Raw genomic sequence first — 14,410 nt, 5'->3', positions numbered from 1 at the left:
AGGCCGGGCCCCTTTATTTAATGGGCTATATGGTCCAGCACTTGCTGCAGTATGCCGATGACATGCTCATCTTCATACGTGTAATAGTATGTATTGCCATCCCTGCGGTACTTCACCAGTCTCAAGCTGCGCAAATAGCCGAGCTGATGGGATACCGCCGACTGGCTCATGCCAAGCACCTCGGCGATATGGCCGACAGGACACTCCTCTTGCGACAGCAAGTGGAGAATCCGGATTCGCGTCGGATCCGATATGGCCTTCAGAAGACGTGACGCTTCCATGGCCTGGTCTTCATGCAGCAGCTCATGGTGCTCTTTTTCCATAAATTTATCCCCTCTTCTCCGTGATACCTTAACAATTTCGCGGGCATCCCGCGACACTCCTGCCTAAAGCTCGGAGCCCCGGTGTCTTTTGCCAAGGGCAATCCTGCGTTATTAAGCCCCTTCGCTATAGAGCCAATCATACTTGCCACACAGCCGGTAGCCCAGATGATCTTCCTTACCTTAAGCTCCGTTACATCCACGAATCGAAAGCCTGCAGCGACGGCAGCGACGGCTCTCTTTTTCAACACCACTTTACCGTACTTGACCGCTTGTTTCAATTCATAACCAAATATCGGGTCTCCCTGGCACCTCAGCCTGCGACTGACCCATGAGGACCTCCCGGCTGTTAAAACGTAATGTCCAAGCCACCTCTCAATAAATTGGATAAATCCAGTTGACAATACACGCATTCGGTCATACTATAGGCATAAAGTTGCTTCGAGGAAACAATATATGCTCGGCCCAATTTATTAGGGAGAGGTTAAACTTTATGGATGAGACAAAACATCTTCAGCATTTGCAGCAGGCAACGCTCGGAGAGCGCTTCCTGATTGAAAAGGTGGATATCCGTGGAGAGCATAAACGGCGGCTTCTGGACCTCGGATTTGTTCCGGGTTCCGTGATTGAGGTTCTGAAAGCCAGTCCGCTCGGTGATCCCACCTCTTATAGAGTAGCAGGTACCGTCATTGCATTAAGAAAAGAAGAAAGTCAGTTAATCTGGGGTAAGGTGATGTCATCATGAGAACTTATACCGTTGCGCTGGCGGGAAACCCGAACACGGGAAAAAGCACGCTGTTTAATGCCCTGACCGGCCTAAAGCAGCACACCGGCAACTGGTCCGGCAAAACGGTCAGCCTGGCGAGCGGCAATTATGAATACAAGGACACCCGCTTCCGGTTTATCGATCTGCCGGGAACGTACTCCTTGTTCTCCAACTCTGCGGACGAAGAAGTGGCGCGTGATTATATTATTTTCGAGAAACCCGACGTTACGCTGCTGGTCCTGGATTCAACCGCTCTGGAAAGAAGTCTTAATTTAGCGCTTCAAGTGCTGGAAATGACCGATCGGGTCATCGTATGCCTTAACCTGATGGATGAAGCGAAGAAAAAAGGCATCAAAATTGACGCCCGCAAGCTCACGGATCAGCTCGGCGTTCCTGTCATTCCGATATCGGCCCGAAACAATGACGGACTGGACACCTTGTCCGAGCAGCTGCTTCTCATGTGTACAGGACAGACTCGGACGACACCCTACCGGATGAAATACAACGAACAATTGGAGTCTCAGATTTCCAGGCTCGAGTCTGAATTAAGGGACATCTTTGGGGATGAATATCCCTCCAGATGGCTTGCGATTCGCTTTCTTGACGGAGATCAGAAGCTGATTGCAACACTCAAGCACAGATTATCGGTTTCGGATAAAGGAGGGATGACACATGGAGCAGCTCAAGCGCTTGGAAGCTCTAACAGCGGCCATTCCTGCTGAGCAGGTAGAGGATGTACGAGAAGACATCGTAGGCGAGTTGTTCAAAAAATCGCGCGAGCTGTGCAGTGACGCCGTGACTGTGACCAACCGGGAGCTTCTGTACCGTTCCGAGCGGCTGGACCGCATCTTCACCTCCAAGCTGTGGGGATTCCCGATTATGCTGGCCATGCTTGGCATTATTTTTTACTTAACGATAGCCGGGGCTAACGTGCCATCTTCCATGCTGGCGAGTTTCTTCGGCTGGATTGAAGGATACCTGACCTTGGCCTTTCAAGCGCTTCATGCTCCGGATTGGCTCCATGGGATCCTGATCCTCGGATTGTTCCGGGGTACCGCCTGGGTCATCAGCGTGATGCTGCCTCCGATGGCCATCTTCTTCCCGGCTTTCGCTCTGCTCGAGAATTATGGCTATTTGCCACGGGTTGCGTTTAACCTGGACCGTCTGTTCAAAAAAACGGGAGCACACGGCAAGCAGTCCCTTACCATGGCGATGGGATTCGGCTGTAATGCTGCAGCCATCATGTCCACCCGGATCATTGAATCGCCGCGGGAGCGGATGCTCGCCATCCTGACAAATAACTTCGTGCCCTGCAATGGACGCTGGCCGACGCTGATCCTGCTGGCCTCCCTGTTCATGGCTGCAGGCTTTTCAGGTGGAGCCCAGACGCTCGTGACCGCTTCCGTTGTCATGGGCATGGTGCTGATCGGTGTCGTTGTCACACTCTCGGTATCATGGGGGTTATCCAAAACCGCTTTGAAAGGCGTTCCTTCCCATTACACGCTGGAACTGCCTCCATACCGGAAACCTAAAATTCTGAATACCATTCTGCGGTCTACCCTGGATAAAACCATCTATGTCCTGCGCAGAGCCATTATCGTAGCGGCACCCGCAGGTGTGCTGACCTGGATTCTCGCCAATATTCATATTGGCGATTCCAGCATTTTGCTTCATTTTGTTCATTTTCTTGATCCGTTTGCCCAAGCACTCGGACTCGACGGCTTCATTCTTATGGCCTTTATTATCGGACTTCCTGCGAATGAGATCGTGCTGCCGATCCTGCTCATGGGGTATTTGGCTACAGGTTCTCTCACTGAGGTTACCGATATGTTTGCCCTTAAGCAGATCTTTCTGGATCAAGGCTGGACCTGGCTGACCGCTCTTAACATGATGCTGTTCTCACTGCTTCACTATCCGTGCGGAACCACGCTCGTCAACATCTGGAAGGAAACCAAAAGCGCCAAGTGGACGTTCCTGTCCTTCGCCATCCCGACCGCAATCGCGATCGGTGTCACGTTCATTGTTGCGCAGGTGGTCCGGGCGCTGGGCTGGGTTTAAGTATAACAATAGCATGTACAATAATAACAACGAGCCGCATCAAGAAAATTCTTGGAGCGGCTCGTTGTTATTTTCTCTATCTGCATGTTATGAAACCCTATCCTATCCCAACTTTAACCTTTAACCGAACCTGCGGCGATGCCTTCCACGATTCGATCACTGAGGAAGAGGAACATCAGCAGGATTGGCAAGATACTGATCATCAAGGTTGCGCCAATGGCGCCCCAATCGGTGGTGTACTGTCCGATAAAGTTCTGAACGCCCACCGTCAGCGTCTTAAACATGTCCGAGCTAATGAAGGTGTTTACAAATATGAATTCATTCCAGTTGTATATCATATTGATGATGGCTGTCGTTGCCAGAACCGAGCCCGTCATCGGAAGAACAATCCGGAAAAAGACCCGATGAACCGAGCAGCCGTCCATCACCGCCGCCTCTTCCACTTCCTTCGGCAGCGTATAATAGAACCCCAGCAGAATCATAATCGTAATCGGCATGTTGAAAGCCACGTAGGACAATATCAAAGATATCGGATGGTCCGTCAATCCCACTTTGTTAAAAATGCTGAACAGCGGGATCAAGGTGGAATGCACCGGTATCATCATCGCAACCATAAACAATCCGAGGACAAAGGAACTGCCCTTCCACTTCATTCTTGTAATGGCAAACGTAACGAGGCTTCCCAGGATGACCGTGAGCGCCGTCGCTGCAACGGTAATCCAAACGCTGTTCAGGAAATATACGCTTATATTTCCTGCGCTCCATACCTTCTCGTAATTCTCCCAACGCGGATTCATCGGGAGGGACAGAGGAGGCAGATCGAATACTTCCTGGTTGTTTTTTAATGAGAACAGCAGCAGCCATACGAGCGGAAACAGCTGAAATACGGCTACACCGATCAGCACGACATACAGCAGCATGTAGCCAAGCTTGCGTCCCGCTCCATTTCCGGATCGGGCACGCCCTTCCTGGAGCTGTCCTGTGGCTCCGGAGATCATGAAGCATCCCTCCTTATGAATATTGGATCGTTTCTTTTGATGCCGTTAATTTACGAATGACCCACGTTACGATCAGGCAGATGACAAGCAGGAAGAACCCGATGGCGCTGCCGTAACCGAAATCATAAGCGCGGAAAGCCGTGTGATACATATAGGACGCCATCACTTCACTCGAGCCGTTAGGCCCCCCGTCTGTCATGACAAAGATCAGATCAAAGTACTTCAGGGAACCTACCACCGCAAGCACGATCGTAACCTTGATCACTTCCATGATGAGCGGAAGTTTGATTCTGAACGCGATCTGCATGGAGGTTGCTCCATCGATTTTTGCTGCCTCCACAAGCGAAGCCGGAATATTCTTTAATGCCGCATAATAGATCAGAATATAGAAACCCGCATACTGCCACAGAATCGGAATAAACAATGCAAACAATACGAGTGACGGCTCGGCAAGCCATGCCGGCGGATTCGATATCCCGATGGATTCCAGGAAGCTGTTCACAATCCCGTTGGTCGGATGATAGATGCGAAGCCACAGCTGGGCAATTGCAACCGATGACAACAGCATCGGGATCAGATAGATTTTACGGAACAGGTTGGCGCCTTTGATCTTCGAGGCCAGCACCATCGCTACAGCCAGATAGATAATAAGGCTGGCAGCCGAGAATACGGCTAACAGCAAGGAGTGCCATGCGCTGTCCCAAAATTTCCCGTCCGTAAGCAGAGCCTGGTAGTTATCGAGTCCGATAAAGGTCATCGCGCCGATTCCGTTCCATTCGTTCAGTCCGTAATAAGCGGTCAGGATGATGGGAATGTAGACAACGGCCATAATGACAAGCAGAGCAGGCAGTACATACAGCGCGATGATTTTTTTGTTGGACATCACTTTATCCAAAGTGTCCGACTCCTTTCTTCTTATCGTCTTGAGGAAAGATTATCCGGCAATAGCTGCCGGATAATCAGGTCCTGTTTCTTGGTTGTCTGAGTCTTATTTGCCTTTGGTAATCACTGCATCATGCTCTTCGGAGAATTTCTCCGGCGTTACGGCTTTACCGAAGAGTGCCTGGATCATGTTCAGATGCGTTTCAGCGGCATTGGCCTCCATTTGAACGTCTGCGAACAGCGTGATGCTGCTGGCCTGGTTCATTTCATCAAACAGATCAATGTACAGCTGTGGAAGCTCCAGGGTGGATGTATCGACTTTGGTTGCTGGAATGACGCCTGCTCCTGTAACCGATTGTTCGCCCCATTTGGTTACGAAATACTCAACAAACTTCTTGGACTCCTCTTTCACCTTGGAGTTTTCGCCGATGAACAAACCTACGCCCGGTCCACCTACCCAGCTGTTGATATCGCCTTTTCCGCCTTCAACCGTCGGGAACTTGAAGAAGCCGACACTGTCGCGGAACTCTTTCGGGATCTCCTCATTTGTTGTAAAGTTCGGCAGTTCCCAAGTGCCCATCATATACATCGCTGCTTTGTTGTTCAGGAATTCGGATTTGGCTTCCTCGTTGGACAAGCCGTTGAATCCTTTGACAAATGCGTTGCTATCCACCAAAGATTGAACCTCGGCGGCCGCCTTTACAAGCGATTCATCCTTGAAAGAACCGGCACCGCTAATCGCATTGGCAAGCGCTTCTTGCCCGCCGATCCGGTCTGCCAGATACATGTACCACAGGGATCCGGTCCAGCGATCCTTATTCCCGAGTGCAATCGGGGCAATCCCGTTATCCGAGAGCGTTTTCACGATTGTCTTGAATTCCTCGTAGGTTTGTGGAACCTCCAGGTTAAACTGTTCAAAAATCGCTTTATTGTAATATACGGGAGCGATATTGAATTCTAGTGGAAGCGCATACGTTTTGCTGTCAATGGCATAAGCTTCGGTGGTACCGGCTACAAACTTGCCATTCAGCTGACCCTCAAGCAAATCGTCTACAGGAGCAAACAGATTGCCTTCGACATAAGGCTTCAGGAATCCGGCTGCCCAGGTTACTCCAACGTCCGGAAGCTCATTCGAAGCAGACAGCACTTTCAATTTGTTTTTATACTGCTCATTATCCAGTACTTCCTGTTTGATCGTAACGTTAGGGTTTTCCTTCTGATATTCTTCGATAATCTGATTCACAATTTTGTTCTGTCCGGCGGATACGCCAGCTGGCCACAAGTGCATGAAGTTCACCGTAACTTTATCGCCTTCGCTGCCACCGTTGCCGGAATCTCCTGTGCTGCTGTTGTTAGATCCACAACCAGCCGCTACCAGAGCGAGACACAATGTCAGAAGCAGAACCGTCCATTTTTTGTTGAACACGTTTACAACCCCTTTTCTAGTATGCTGTTCGCGTAATGAAACCGCTTTAATCAAATTGTATCAGTGAGGGGATGATTCTATAAGGTCATAACGATTGGGACTAATTCCACTATTATTAGATTTCTTCTCCGCTGTCCGATACGCTCTGGCGATATTGGCTCGGGCTTACTTCTTCAAGGTCGCGGAACACTTTCACAAAATATTTTGACGTCTGGTAACCCACCTTCTCCGCAATCTCTGAGACAGGCAGCGCTGTGCCGGCCAGCAGCTCCTTGGCCCTCTGCACTCTGCGGCGCGTCATATATTCACTGAAGGTGAGCCCTGTCTGCTCTTTAAATAACACGCTGAAATAGCTGGAGTTCAGGTGCAGCACCTCGGCCACTTCCTTCAGCGATACCGAATCCTGGAGATGCAGGTCTACATACTTCAGTGCTTCCTGCACCTGGATGCTGTATCCCTTATCCTGCTGTGCTGCCTCCAGCAGTTTCGGATCCACCAGTTTCTCCATTCGCTCAATCCGTTCTAGTTTATCCCCGCGCTCGAGCGCTGACTCTACTGCGGCTACCAGTTTTCGTTTATCCAGCGGCTTCAGGAGATAATCCACCACGCCGTACTGCAGTGCTTTACGGGCATAATCAAATTCCGAATAGCCGGATATCACGATGATGACCGGGGGATGCTCTAATTCATGCAATCTTTCAATAAGCTCAAGTCCTCCAATCTCAGGCATGCGGATATCGGTCACCACCAGGTGAGCCACTTGCTCCTGCAGCCACTGGAGCGCCTCTACACCGCTTGCAGCCGTTGTTATCCGGCAGCGGCCGGATGACCAAGCCTCCAGCGTCTTCCTTACGCCTTCTCTCGTTCTCGGTTCATCATCAACGATCAGTATCGTTTTCATGCTATTCCCCCTCCCCCTTTATGGCCGGAAAATCATTCGGTATTTCAAATGAGATGGTGGTTCCCTGACCAACCACGCTGTCAATGTGCAGACCGGCTTGCTCGGAAGCGTAGTACAGCCGGATTCGCTGCTCTACATTGGCAAGGCCGACCCCGCTGTTTTTAGAGGATGCCGCATAACCTTTTTCCATCGATGAATAAAGAGTGGCTACCGTTTCCTCGTCCATGCCGGGACCGTCATCGGTAATTGTGATGACCGTGTATCCCGGATGATCAGCAGCTTGTGCACGCACGATTACGGTGCCTGGACCCAGCCTCTGCTCCACCCCGTGCAGAATCGCATTCTCCACGATTGGCTGAATCAGCAGCTTTGGAATCGGCACATGACGGCTCGCTTCATCTGCCTCAATTCTCCAGGACAGCCTGTCCAGCATCCGCATTTTCATAATCATCAAATAACGCTCCGCATGGTCAAGCTCATCCCGGATCGATACCCATTCATCCTCGTCTTTTCTGTTGATAACGTAACGGAACAATCCAGACATCGCGACCACGATTTGAGCCAGTTCCTCTTCCCCCTGATCATCCAAGGCCCAGTAAAACGCTTCCAAAGTATTGAAAAGAAAGTGCGGATTGATCTGCGCTTGCAGAGCCTTAAGCTCCGTTCGGCTCTGAATAATCTCCTTCTCGTATACAACCTCGATTAATTCGTTCAGCGAGTCAACCATCTGGTTGTACGAATTGTTAAGCTCATTGATCTCCATTGTCTTCGAGGTGACCGGAATCGGTTTAAGGGTTCCCAGCCTTACGCCGCGCATGGCTTTGATCAGATTCAGAATCGGCCGGATGATCATGGTGGTCAGGATAAAGCTTAAGAATAGAAACAGCAGCGCACCGACGCCCCCGGATACGATAATAGCGGTCCGCAGCACCGCTATGCCTTCGGTAGTATAATCCACAGGCGTCAGGATAACCAGGTTCCACCCCGTCGCCTCCGACTGCTTCTGCACGGCGATGAAGTCCTCATTGCCAATGGCAACCGTCTCCCCTTCACGATGCAGAACATCCTTCGCGTCCACCGCTGTCGCAAAATCCGATGATATTTCATTTCCCGCCTGATCAAACAGCCCCATCGTTTCACGCGAATCGCCAGCCGTGCCGCCAGTGGAATCAGCAAGCGCAAAATAATCCTTCTCCAGCTTCACAAGCAGGTATCCGCCATGGGCAAAGGAATGGTCAATCAGCCGGATTCTCCGAACAGCCACCACCACGTCCGGGTCCTTCGGATCCTGTCCGAACCAAACCAGCCTCCCCTTTCCCGCATCGGCCGCCAAGATCCAATCGACCCCGACCCGGCTCGTCAGACTGCCTTCATCCAGCGGAAACAGCCGCCGGTAGTCCGTCGTATATAATTCAAGTGAACGAATGCCTGTAGCGTAAGATTCATACTTGCGGACCTCCTGCTGAAGCGATTGCCGTTCTCCGAAGCTAATCGGCTTGCCAGCAGTTTCCTGTGCCAGATAGCGCTGAACCGTTGCGTTGGTAGAAATTTGCGCCGTGAGTGTATCCACCTGCTTGAGCAGCGCATCCAGCTTGCCTGTTGCCTGCACAGCCGTCTGCTGAATATGCTTCTCGGCGCTGTTGCGCAGCAGTACGGATACCTGGTCGTATACAAAAACCCCGACTAATGCCAGCACAATGATCATCACCAGCATAAATCCAAGGAAGATTTGATTCCGCAGTGTATTCAGCCTGCCAAACCTGTTCAAGTTCTCACACTCCCTTTCGACTAGGAACTGTTATTCACTATACACAATCTTGCCGAAGTTAGGGAGTCCTCGTCAACCCGAAGCGGGTTGCATCTATATGTACTTTTTCACTAAAAAAAGAGGCAGCGCGCAGTTTAGGTTTCCCTCGCACTTCCTCTTATGATACAGCTCCATATGATGGGCTATACCGGATATAATTCCTGATGCTGTTCAAGCTCTCTTCTGCATTCGTTACATAAACCTCTTACGGCACCGGCATCATCCGCGCAGAAGGTCAGTTGGCGCTTGTGTCGGCATCGACTGCAGGGCTGAGCGTTATTTTCGCTGCCGATTTTCACGTTTGCTTTTGATTTTAACTGGATGACGTTGCTTCCCCTAACGCTGCTCGACTTACGCTTCATTCCTGTAACGGCGAAGACAACAAGGATGACAACGACCATGGTTCCCAATATCCATCCCACGTTTATTCCACCTCCAACATGTGCAGGCTATTTGTACTAAATAGCTAGTCTACCCGATTCATTTTCACATGACATCCGATATGTAGTTACGCACCAAACCCGTTGCCATTTATTAAGAAGCTGCTACCATCCATTTTAACACAAAAAAGCCTTCTCAATCCCGGTAAGAATCGGGAAGGAAGGCTTTCGCTGTGCTTTCGTTACGTGCAACCGGCATGGTGTCAGATCTTCAACTCACCGAGTTTTATCAACTCAACGACAGCTTGCGAACGGCCCTTAACATTTAGCTTCTGCATGACATTGGAGATGTGGTTACGCACCGTCTTCTCGCTAATAAACAACTGCCCGGCGATATCGCGAGTCGTTTTGTCTTGCACTAGCAATTCAAATACTTCGCGTTCACGGTGGGTTAACAAGAACTTGCTATTATGGTCGGTCCCCTTCAATGGTGTCACCCCTCCTTGCCCGGGTATGTGTGGTCTAACAAGGGTAAGGGATACAGTCAACTCATCTTATGTTGGAGAAGGGGGGAAGGTGCGGAAGGGGCCATCAATTTGGGCGCTGGGTTCATGTTGATGATTTTTATCCTTGATTCCTCCCGAAGGTTCCTTTATGATGTGGGGTAGTAAAAATTATTTTCTTTATTTTTTCATTTTTTTAAAAATAATTTTCAAATCAGATCCCATCCGTTATGCCCACAAATAAGCTCACCGGGAACCTTGAAGGAGGCTTTTGATGACACCAATCTTGCATATTATCTCTGTCGAAAAGGAAAGCCTGCCCCGTCAGGAACGACGGCTCGCAGAGTTTATTTTGACAGCTCCATCCGAGATTGTGCATATGGGCATTAAAGATCTTGCAGATCAGTGCGAGGTCAGCGCTGCCACAGTCACCCGCTTTTGCAAGAACTTTCAGTGCAAGGGATATCCTGATTTCAAGCTCAAGCTTGCCGCAGAGATCGCCCATGCCGAGTTGGCTTCACGCACAGGAAGCACCCGTTATCAGGACATCGTTGCAGGCAATCCGCTTGCCGGAATCGTAGAGGCGATTGAATCCAATCACCTGACGTCGATTCGGGATACGACAGAGCTTCTGGATTTGGGGCAGCTGGAGCGCGCAGTGGATGCCCTATGCCGGGCAAAACGCATTGACCTGTATGGTGTGGCAACGTCCTCTATTGTGGCACAGGACTTTTACCAGAAGCTGATCCGGATCGGGAAAAACTGCACCGCTTTTGCAGACTCCCACATGCAGATCACCTCAGCCTCCACGCTGACTTCAAGTGATGTTGCCGTGGCCGTTTCATACTCCGGCGAAACGCCGGAAACCATCGATGCGTTGGCGTGTGCCAAAGACACAGGCGCATTTACGATCAGCGTTACTTCCTACCGAAGCAGTGCCATCTCATCCATGGCGGACATTACACTGTATTCGTCCTCGCTGGAGGAAGGAATGCGCCGAGGTGACATGGCCTCTCGCATTGCCCAGCTTCACATTATAGACATTCTGTTCATGGGTATGGCCAGTCGGGACTTCTCCACGTATGTTCCCCGTCTGGAGCAGTCATATCTTAATGTTCAAAACTATCGCAAAAGCCGAGGAGGACAATAACTAATGAATATTTACACATTCCGCGATGAAGAACAATTCGTGCAAACGGGCGCAAACCTGATCACCAGTTTACTGCACACCAATCCGCGCGCTACACTGGGACTGGCTACAGGCAGCACACCCGTTGGGCTCTATGCCAAGTTGATTGAGATGCACCGTCAAGGGCTTGTCAGCTTCGCGCAGACCACAACATATAATCTGGACGAATATGTGGGCCTGCCTGAGAATCATCCGGAGAGCTACCGCACCTTCATGAATGAAAAATTCTTCAACCATGTAGATATCCAGATCGAACGGACTCATGTGCCGAATGGCAATGCGGCCAATCCGGAAGAGGAATGCCTGAATTACGATAAAATGCTTGAAGAATTCGGACCTGTTGATCTCCAACTCCTCGGCATTGGACATAACGGACATATCGGTTTTAACGAGCCGGGTGAAAGCCTCAGCGGCGGGACTCATCTGGTAGAGCTTCAAGAGAAAACTCGAAACGCCAATGCTAGATTCTTCCCAACGCTTGCGGATGTTCCGACCCACGCCATCACGATGGGGGTTGCTACCATCCTCAAAGCCCGCCAAATCCTCCTTCTCGTCCGGGGAGAAGATAAAGCCGAGATTGTACATCGTGCGTTGAAAGGGCCTATCACGACCGAGTGTCCGGCATCACTTCTTCAGTGCCATCCGAACGTTGTTGTGCTGTTGGATCAAGGCGCAGGGAGATTGCTGGTATGAGCAGCGAAGCCAAGAATGCTGTCCAATTGTTGTATGGTCAAGTACTGACGCCCAGGGGCATCCGTACAGACGGTGTGCTGGCCATTCAAGGCGAGAACATCGCATACGCTGGTGATGTTTCCGAGCTCCCTGCAAGCCTTAAACAGGCAGCCGCAGAGGTTATCCATCAGTCCGATGGCTATATCGTGCCTGGCTTTATTGACATCCATGTTCACGGCGGTAACGGTGAGGATTTTATGGACGCAACGAAGGATGTTTTGGATCAAATTACATCCTTCCACAGCTCTCAGGGCACCACGGCGATGCTTGCTACCACGATGACTGCGCCTAAAGAAGCAATCGATCGGGTACTGAAGGAAGTAAGCGACTACCGTAATCAGGGCATGTCTTATACCAGACTGGAAGGCGTCCATCTCGAAGGCCCGTTTATCAGCCCAAAATGGCCAGGTGCGCAAAATCCGGAGCATATCGTCCACGCGAATATTAGCTGGCTGGAAGAATGGGTATCTCAATATCCGGGGCTGGTTCGTCAGGTCACCCTTGCACCCGAGCGTGAAGGGGCACTAGAGGCAATCTCGTGGCTGGATCAACACGAAATCGTGGCTGCCCTGGGTCATACGGATGCAACCTATGAGGAAGTAGAAGCCGCTGTCGAGGCCGGCCTTAGTCATGGCGTGCACACGTTTAATGCGATGACAGGGCTTCACCACCGCAAGCCAGGCGTGGTTGGTGCGATGCTTAGCGATGATCGGTTAAGCTGCGAAATCATTGCAGACGGCATCCACGTCCACCCCGCGGCAATTCGGATACTGGCCCGCATGAAGCAGGATGGGAATCTGATTCTCATCACGGATGCCATGTCGGCTACCGGCATGCCTGACGGCGAATATACGCTGGGTGATTTGCCCGTTGTTGTTGAGAAGGGCATTGCCACGCTCAAGCATAACAGAGACAGTCTCGCGGGCAGCACATTAACGATGATTAAAGGGTTCCAGCTGCTGGTTCGGGAGGTTGGACTCAGCATTGAGCAGGCCTCCACCATCGGAAGTATGAATCCAGCCAGAAAAATTGGCATCGCCGATCGCACGGGATCGCTTGAAGCCGGCAAACTCGCCGACATCCTCGTTCTTTCCAGCGATCTTGAGCTGCAAGGAGTATGGATTCAAGGACAACGCAAACATTAAGGTATAGCATTCATTATAAATAGCAAAGGAGCCGCCTAGGATAGGATGATTTCAATCCTACAGGGCAGCTCCTTTTTGTATAGAAATTTTACCGGCTGTTTCGATTGCCGCCAAACCAACCGTCGTCCGTATCATTTTTAGTCATGTTGCCGCGTGTATCATTCATACCATCACGAGTTCCTACATTAAGCGGGAACACACGGTTAATCCATGACCCAAAATCACGGGAAAGTGTTCCAACCGTATTCTTGGCGTTACCCCCCGTTACAAAACCTTTGGCATGCTGATAAAATCCCTCATCTGTGGAAACATATACTTGACTGATATGTGGAGCGGTTTTACGAATCTTGTTCGTAATTTCATGACGCACATGCTGAGGAACCTCTTCACGAGCGCTCATCATGCCCATGTTGTTTCCGTAAGTTCCATAAGGCACTCCATTGATGCCAGTTCCCATATGAGTATTGTTTACCGTCCCGTCGGTACCGGTAAGACTGTTGGTACGCGTGCCGTACCCCATATAATCATTGGTACGAGTTCCGTTAGTACCCATAAGTCCGTTATTGCGCGTTCCGTTTAACGTATTATAGTTGCTGCCGCCAAAACCGCCATTCGTCGTCGTTCCGTTAACGCCAAAGCCGCGGTTATCGGCGGTTCGGCCAAGACCTGTTGTGTTTTCTACAGCACGAGTGGTATTCTCCACGACACGCTCTGTGCCTCTAGCCATATTGCTCAGAAGCCCCACACTGCCTGTACCCGAAGTGTTGAACGTACGGTTCCTCACATTCGTTTTGTTCATGCCTGTCATTGAACGGCCGTCAGAACGGTTTGCCGTGCTCATACCCGTAACATGTCCATCAATGCTGTTGGTGTTCGCGCCCTCTTTGGGCAGCGAAACATACGCGCTGTGATTGGTTACGAATACATGTGCAGGACCCATGCCACTAATATCCGACACTTTTTGGGACAGCGTCTTGCTGTACTTCAGGTTTGTCAGGTCATGCTGCTGGGTGCTGCGAACGTGCTGGTTGTTGTTCCGCACGGAGTTCACACCAACACGACCCTTGTCCACGTTGTTTGTACGTGTCGTGTTGCCGTCTGTGGTGTTGCCGCATCCTGCTACCGCAGCCATACTGAGGAGCAATGCTGTGGAGACGGTCAGGTTGAGGGCTTTGGATTTAATCATGATTCATCCTCCATCTCTATAATAGGTGTATTAACATCGTTTAGGATGACCTTGCGCCGGAATCGGTATGCTGAAAGGTTTTAACATGGAAGATTACTGCTTATCATGCCTAATTTT

General features: G+C 50.5%; 15 protein-coding genes. 6 read left to right on the top strand and 9 right to left on the bottom strand.

The features are described 5' to 3' along the window. Nucleotides 1-17 precede the first annotated feature (17 nt). On the bottom strand, nt 18-323 hold the full coding sequence (locus tag PVOR_RS08495; RefSeq protein WP_006208742.1) for an ArsR/SmtB family transcription factor: 306 nt from the start codon (nt 321-323) through the stop codon (nt 18-20). A gap of 490 nt (nt 324-813) precedes the next feature. On the opposite strand from PVOR_RS08495, the gene PVOR_RS08490 reads away from it, so the two are divergent. The 3 genes from PVOR_RS08490 to PVOR_RS08480 are packed head-to-tail and all read left to right on the top strand — an operon-like array spanning nt 814 to nt 3,144. Continuing rightward, nucleotides 814-1,065, top strand: coding sequence for a FeoA family protein (locus tag PVOR_RS08490; protein WP_006208741.1), 252 nt, complete (start codon nt 814-816; stop codon nt 1,063-1,065). After that, nucleotides 1,062-1,808: a FeoB small GTPase domain-containing protein gene (locus PVOR_RS08485; protein ID WP_006208740.1), complete on the top strand. Its 747-nt coding sequence runs from the start codon at nt 1,062-1,064 to the stop codon at nt 1,806-1,808. Before PVOR_RS08490 ends, PVOR_RS08485 begins: the two co-directional genes overlap by 4 nt. After that, nucleotides 1,759-3,144, top strand: coding sequence for a nucleoside recognition domain-containing protein (locus PVOR_RS08480; protein ID WP_006208739.1), 1,386 nt, complete (start codon nt 1,759-1,761; stop codon nt 3,142-3,144). Before PVOR_RS08485 ends, PVOR_RS08480 begins: the two co-directional genes overlap by 50 nt. Before the next feature lie 113 nt (nt 3,145-3,257). Here PVOR_RS08480 and PVOR_RS08475 read toward each other — a convergent pair whose 3' ends face one another. The 7 genes from PVOR_RS08475 to PVOR_RS08445 form a co-directional block, all read right to left on the bottom strand. Further along, nucleotides 3,258-4,142: a carbohydrate ABC transporter permease gene (locus PVOR_RS08475; protein WP_006208738.1), complete on the bottom strand. Its 885-nt coding sequence runs from the start codon at nt 4,140-4,142 to the stop codon at nt 3,258-3,260. 13 nt (nt 4,143-4,155) lie between these two features. Beyond that, nucleotides 4,156-5,037 carry a carbohydrate ABC transporter permease gene (locus PVOR_RS08470; RefSeq protein ID WP_006208737.1) on the bottom strand — a complete coding sequence of 294 codons (882 nt, stop codon included), beginning with the start codon at nt 5,035-5,037 and terminating at the stop codon, nt 4,156-4,158. A 93-nt stretch (nt 5,038-5,130) separates the two neighbouring features. After that, on the bottom strand, nt 5,131-6,450 hold the full coding sequence (locus PVOR_RS08465) for an extracellular solute-binding protein (protein ID WP_006208736.1): 1,320 nt from the start codon (nt 6,448-6,450) through the stop codon (nt 5,131-5,133). A 115-nt stretch (nt 6,451-6,565) separates the two neighbouring features. Further along, nucleotides 6,566-7,351, bottom strand: coding sequence for a response regulator transcription factor (locus PVOR_RS08460; protein WP_006208735.1), 786 nt, complete (start codon nt 7,349-7,351; stop codon nt 6,566-6,568). Nucleotide 7,352: 1 nt separating this feature from the next. Beyond that, complete coding sequence (locus tag PVOR_RS08455) at nt 7,353-9,119, bottom strand: sensor histidine kinase (protein ID WP_006208734.1); 1,767 nt, start codon at nt 9,117-9,119, stop codon at nt 7,353-7,355. 182 nt (nt 9,120-9,301) lie between these two features. Next, nucleotides 9,302-9,580 (bottom strand): hypothetical protein, encoded by a 279-nt coding sequence (locus PVOR_RS08450; protein WP_006208733.1) that lies wholly within the window; start codon nt 9,578-9,580, stop codon nt 9,302-9,304. Nucleotides 9,581-9,801: 221 nt separating this feature from the next. Next, the gene (locus tag PVOR_RS08445; protein ID WP_006208732.1) at nt 9,802-10,026 is read right to left on the bottom strand and encodes a helix-turn-helix domain-containing protein; all 225 of its coding nucleotides are present in this window, start codon (nt 10,024-10,026) and stop codon (nt 9,802-9,804) included. Between the two features lie 289 nt (nt 10,027-10,315). On the opposite strand from PVOR_RS08445, the gene PVOR_RS08440 reads away from it, so the two are divergent. From PVOR_RS08440 to nagA, 3 genes are read left to right on the top strand one after another with little or no spacing between them, the layout of a single operon-like run. Further along, the gene (locus PVOR_RS08440) at nt 10,316-11,191 is read left to right on the top strand and encodes a MurR/RpiR family transcriptional regulator (protein ID WP_006208731.1); all 876 of its coding nucleotides are present in this window, start codon (nt 10,316-10,318) and stop codon (nt 11,189-11,191) included. Between the two features lie 3 nt (nt 11,192-11,194). Then, complete coding sequence (nagB, locus tag PVOR_RS08435) at nt 11,195-11,923, top strand: glucosamine-6-phosphate deaminase (protein WP_006208730.1); 729 nt, start codon at nt 11,195-11,197, stop codon at nt 11,921-11,923. Continuing rightward, nucleotides 11,920-13,107 carry an N-acetylglucosamine-6-phosphate deacetylase gene (nagA, locus tag PVOR_RS08430; RefSeq protein ID WP_006208729.1) on the top strand — a complete coding sequence of 396 codons (1,188 nt, stop codon included), beginning with the start codon at nt 11,920-11,922 and terminating at the stop codon, nt 13,105-13,107. Before nagB ends, nagA begins: the two co-directional genes overlap by 4 nt. 88 nt (nt 13,108-13,195) lie before the next feature. On the opposite strand, the gene PVOR_RS08425 is transcribed toward nagA, so the two are convergent. After that, entirely contained in the window at nt 13,196-14,293 is a 1,098-nt protein-coding gene (locus PVOR_RS08425; protein WP_006208728.1) for a YhcN/YlaJ family sporulation lipoprotein, read from the bottom strand. Nucleotides 14,294-14,410: the final 117 nt, after the last annotated feature.

Source organism: Paenibacillus vortex V453 (assembly GCF_000193415.1).
In the GTDB taxonomy this organism is placed as follows: Bacteria; Bacillota; Bacilli; order Paenibacillales; family Paenibacillaceae; genus Paenibacillus_AQ; species Paenibacillus_AQ glucanolyticus.
This window is presented reverse-complemented; position numbering and strand designations above follow the sequence as displayed.

Coding starts and splice junctions, on each gene's coding strand:
- nagA (WP_006208729.1), top strand. CDS start 11,920: ATGAGCAGCGAAGCCAAGAATGCTGTCCAATTGTTGTATGGTCAAGTA.
- PVOR_RS08495 (WP_006208742.1), bottom strand. CDS start 323: ATGGAAAAAGAGCACCATGAGCTGCTGCATGAAGACCAGGCCATGGAA.
- PVOR_RS08490 (WP_006208741.1), top strand. CDS start 814: ATGGATGAGACAAAACATCTTCAGCATTTGCAGCAGGCAACGCTCGGA.
- PVOR_RS08460 (WP_006208735.1), bottom strand. CDS start 7,351: ATGAAAACGATACTGATCGTTGATGATGAACCGAGAACGAGAGAAGGC.
- PVOR_RS08485 (WP_006208740.1), top strand. CDS start 1,062: ATGAGAACTTATACCGTTGCGCTGGCGGGAAACCCGAACACGGGAAAA.
- PVOR_RS08480 (WP_006208739.1), top strand. CDS start 1,759: ATGGAGCAGCTCAAGCGCTTGGAAGCTCTAACAGCGGCCATTCCTGCT.
- PVOR_RS08475 (WP_006208738.1), bottom strand. CDS start 4,142: ATGATCTCCGGAGCCACAGGACAGCTCCAGGAAGGGCGTGCCCGATCC.
- PVOR_RS08425 (WP_006208728.1), bottom strand. CDS start 14,293: ATGATTAAATCCAAAGCCCTCAACCTGACCGTCTCCACAGCATTGCTC.
- PVOR_RS08440 (WP_006208731.1), top strand. CDS start 10,316: ATGACACCAATCTTGCATATTATCTCTGTCGAAAAGGAAAGCCTGCCC.
- nagB (WP_006208730.1), top strand. CDS start 11,195: ATGAATATTTACACATTCCGCGATGAAGAACAATTCGTGCAAACGGGC.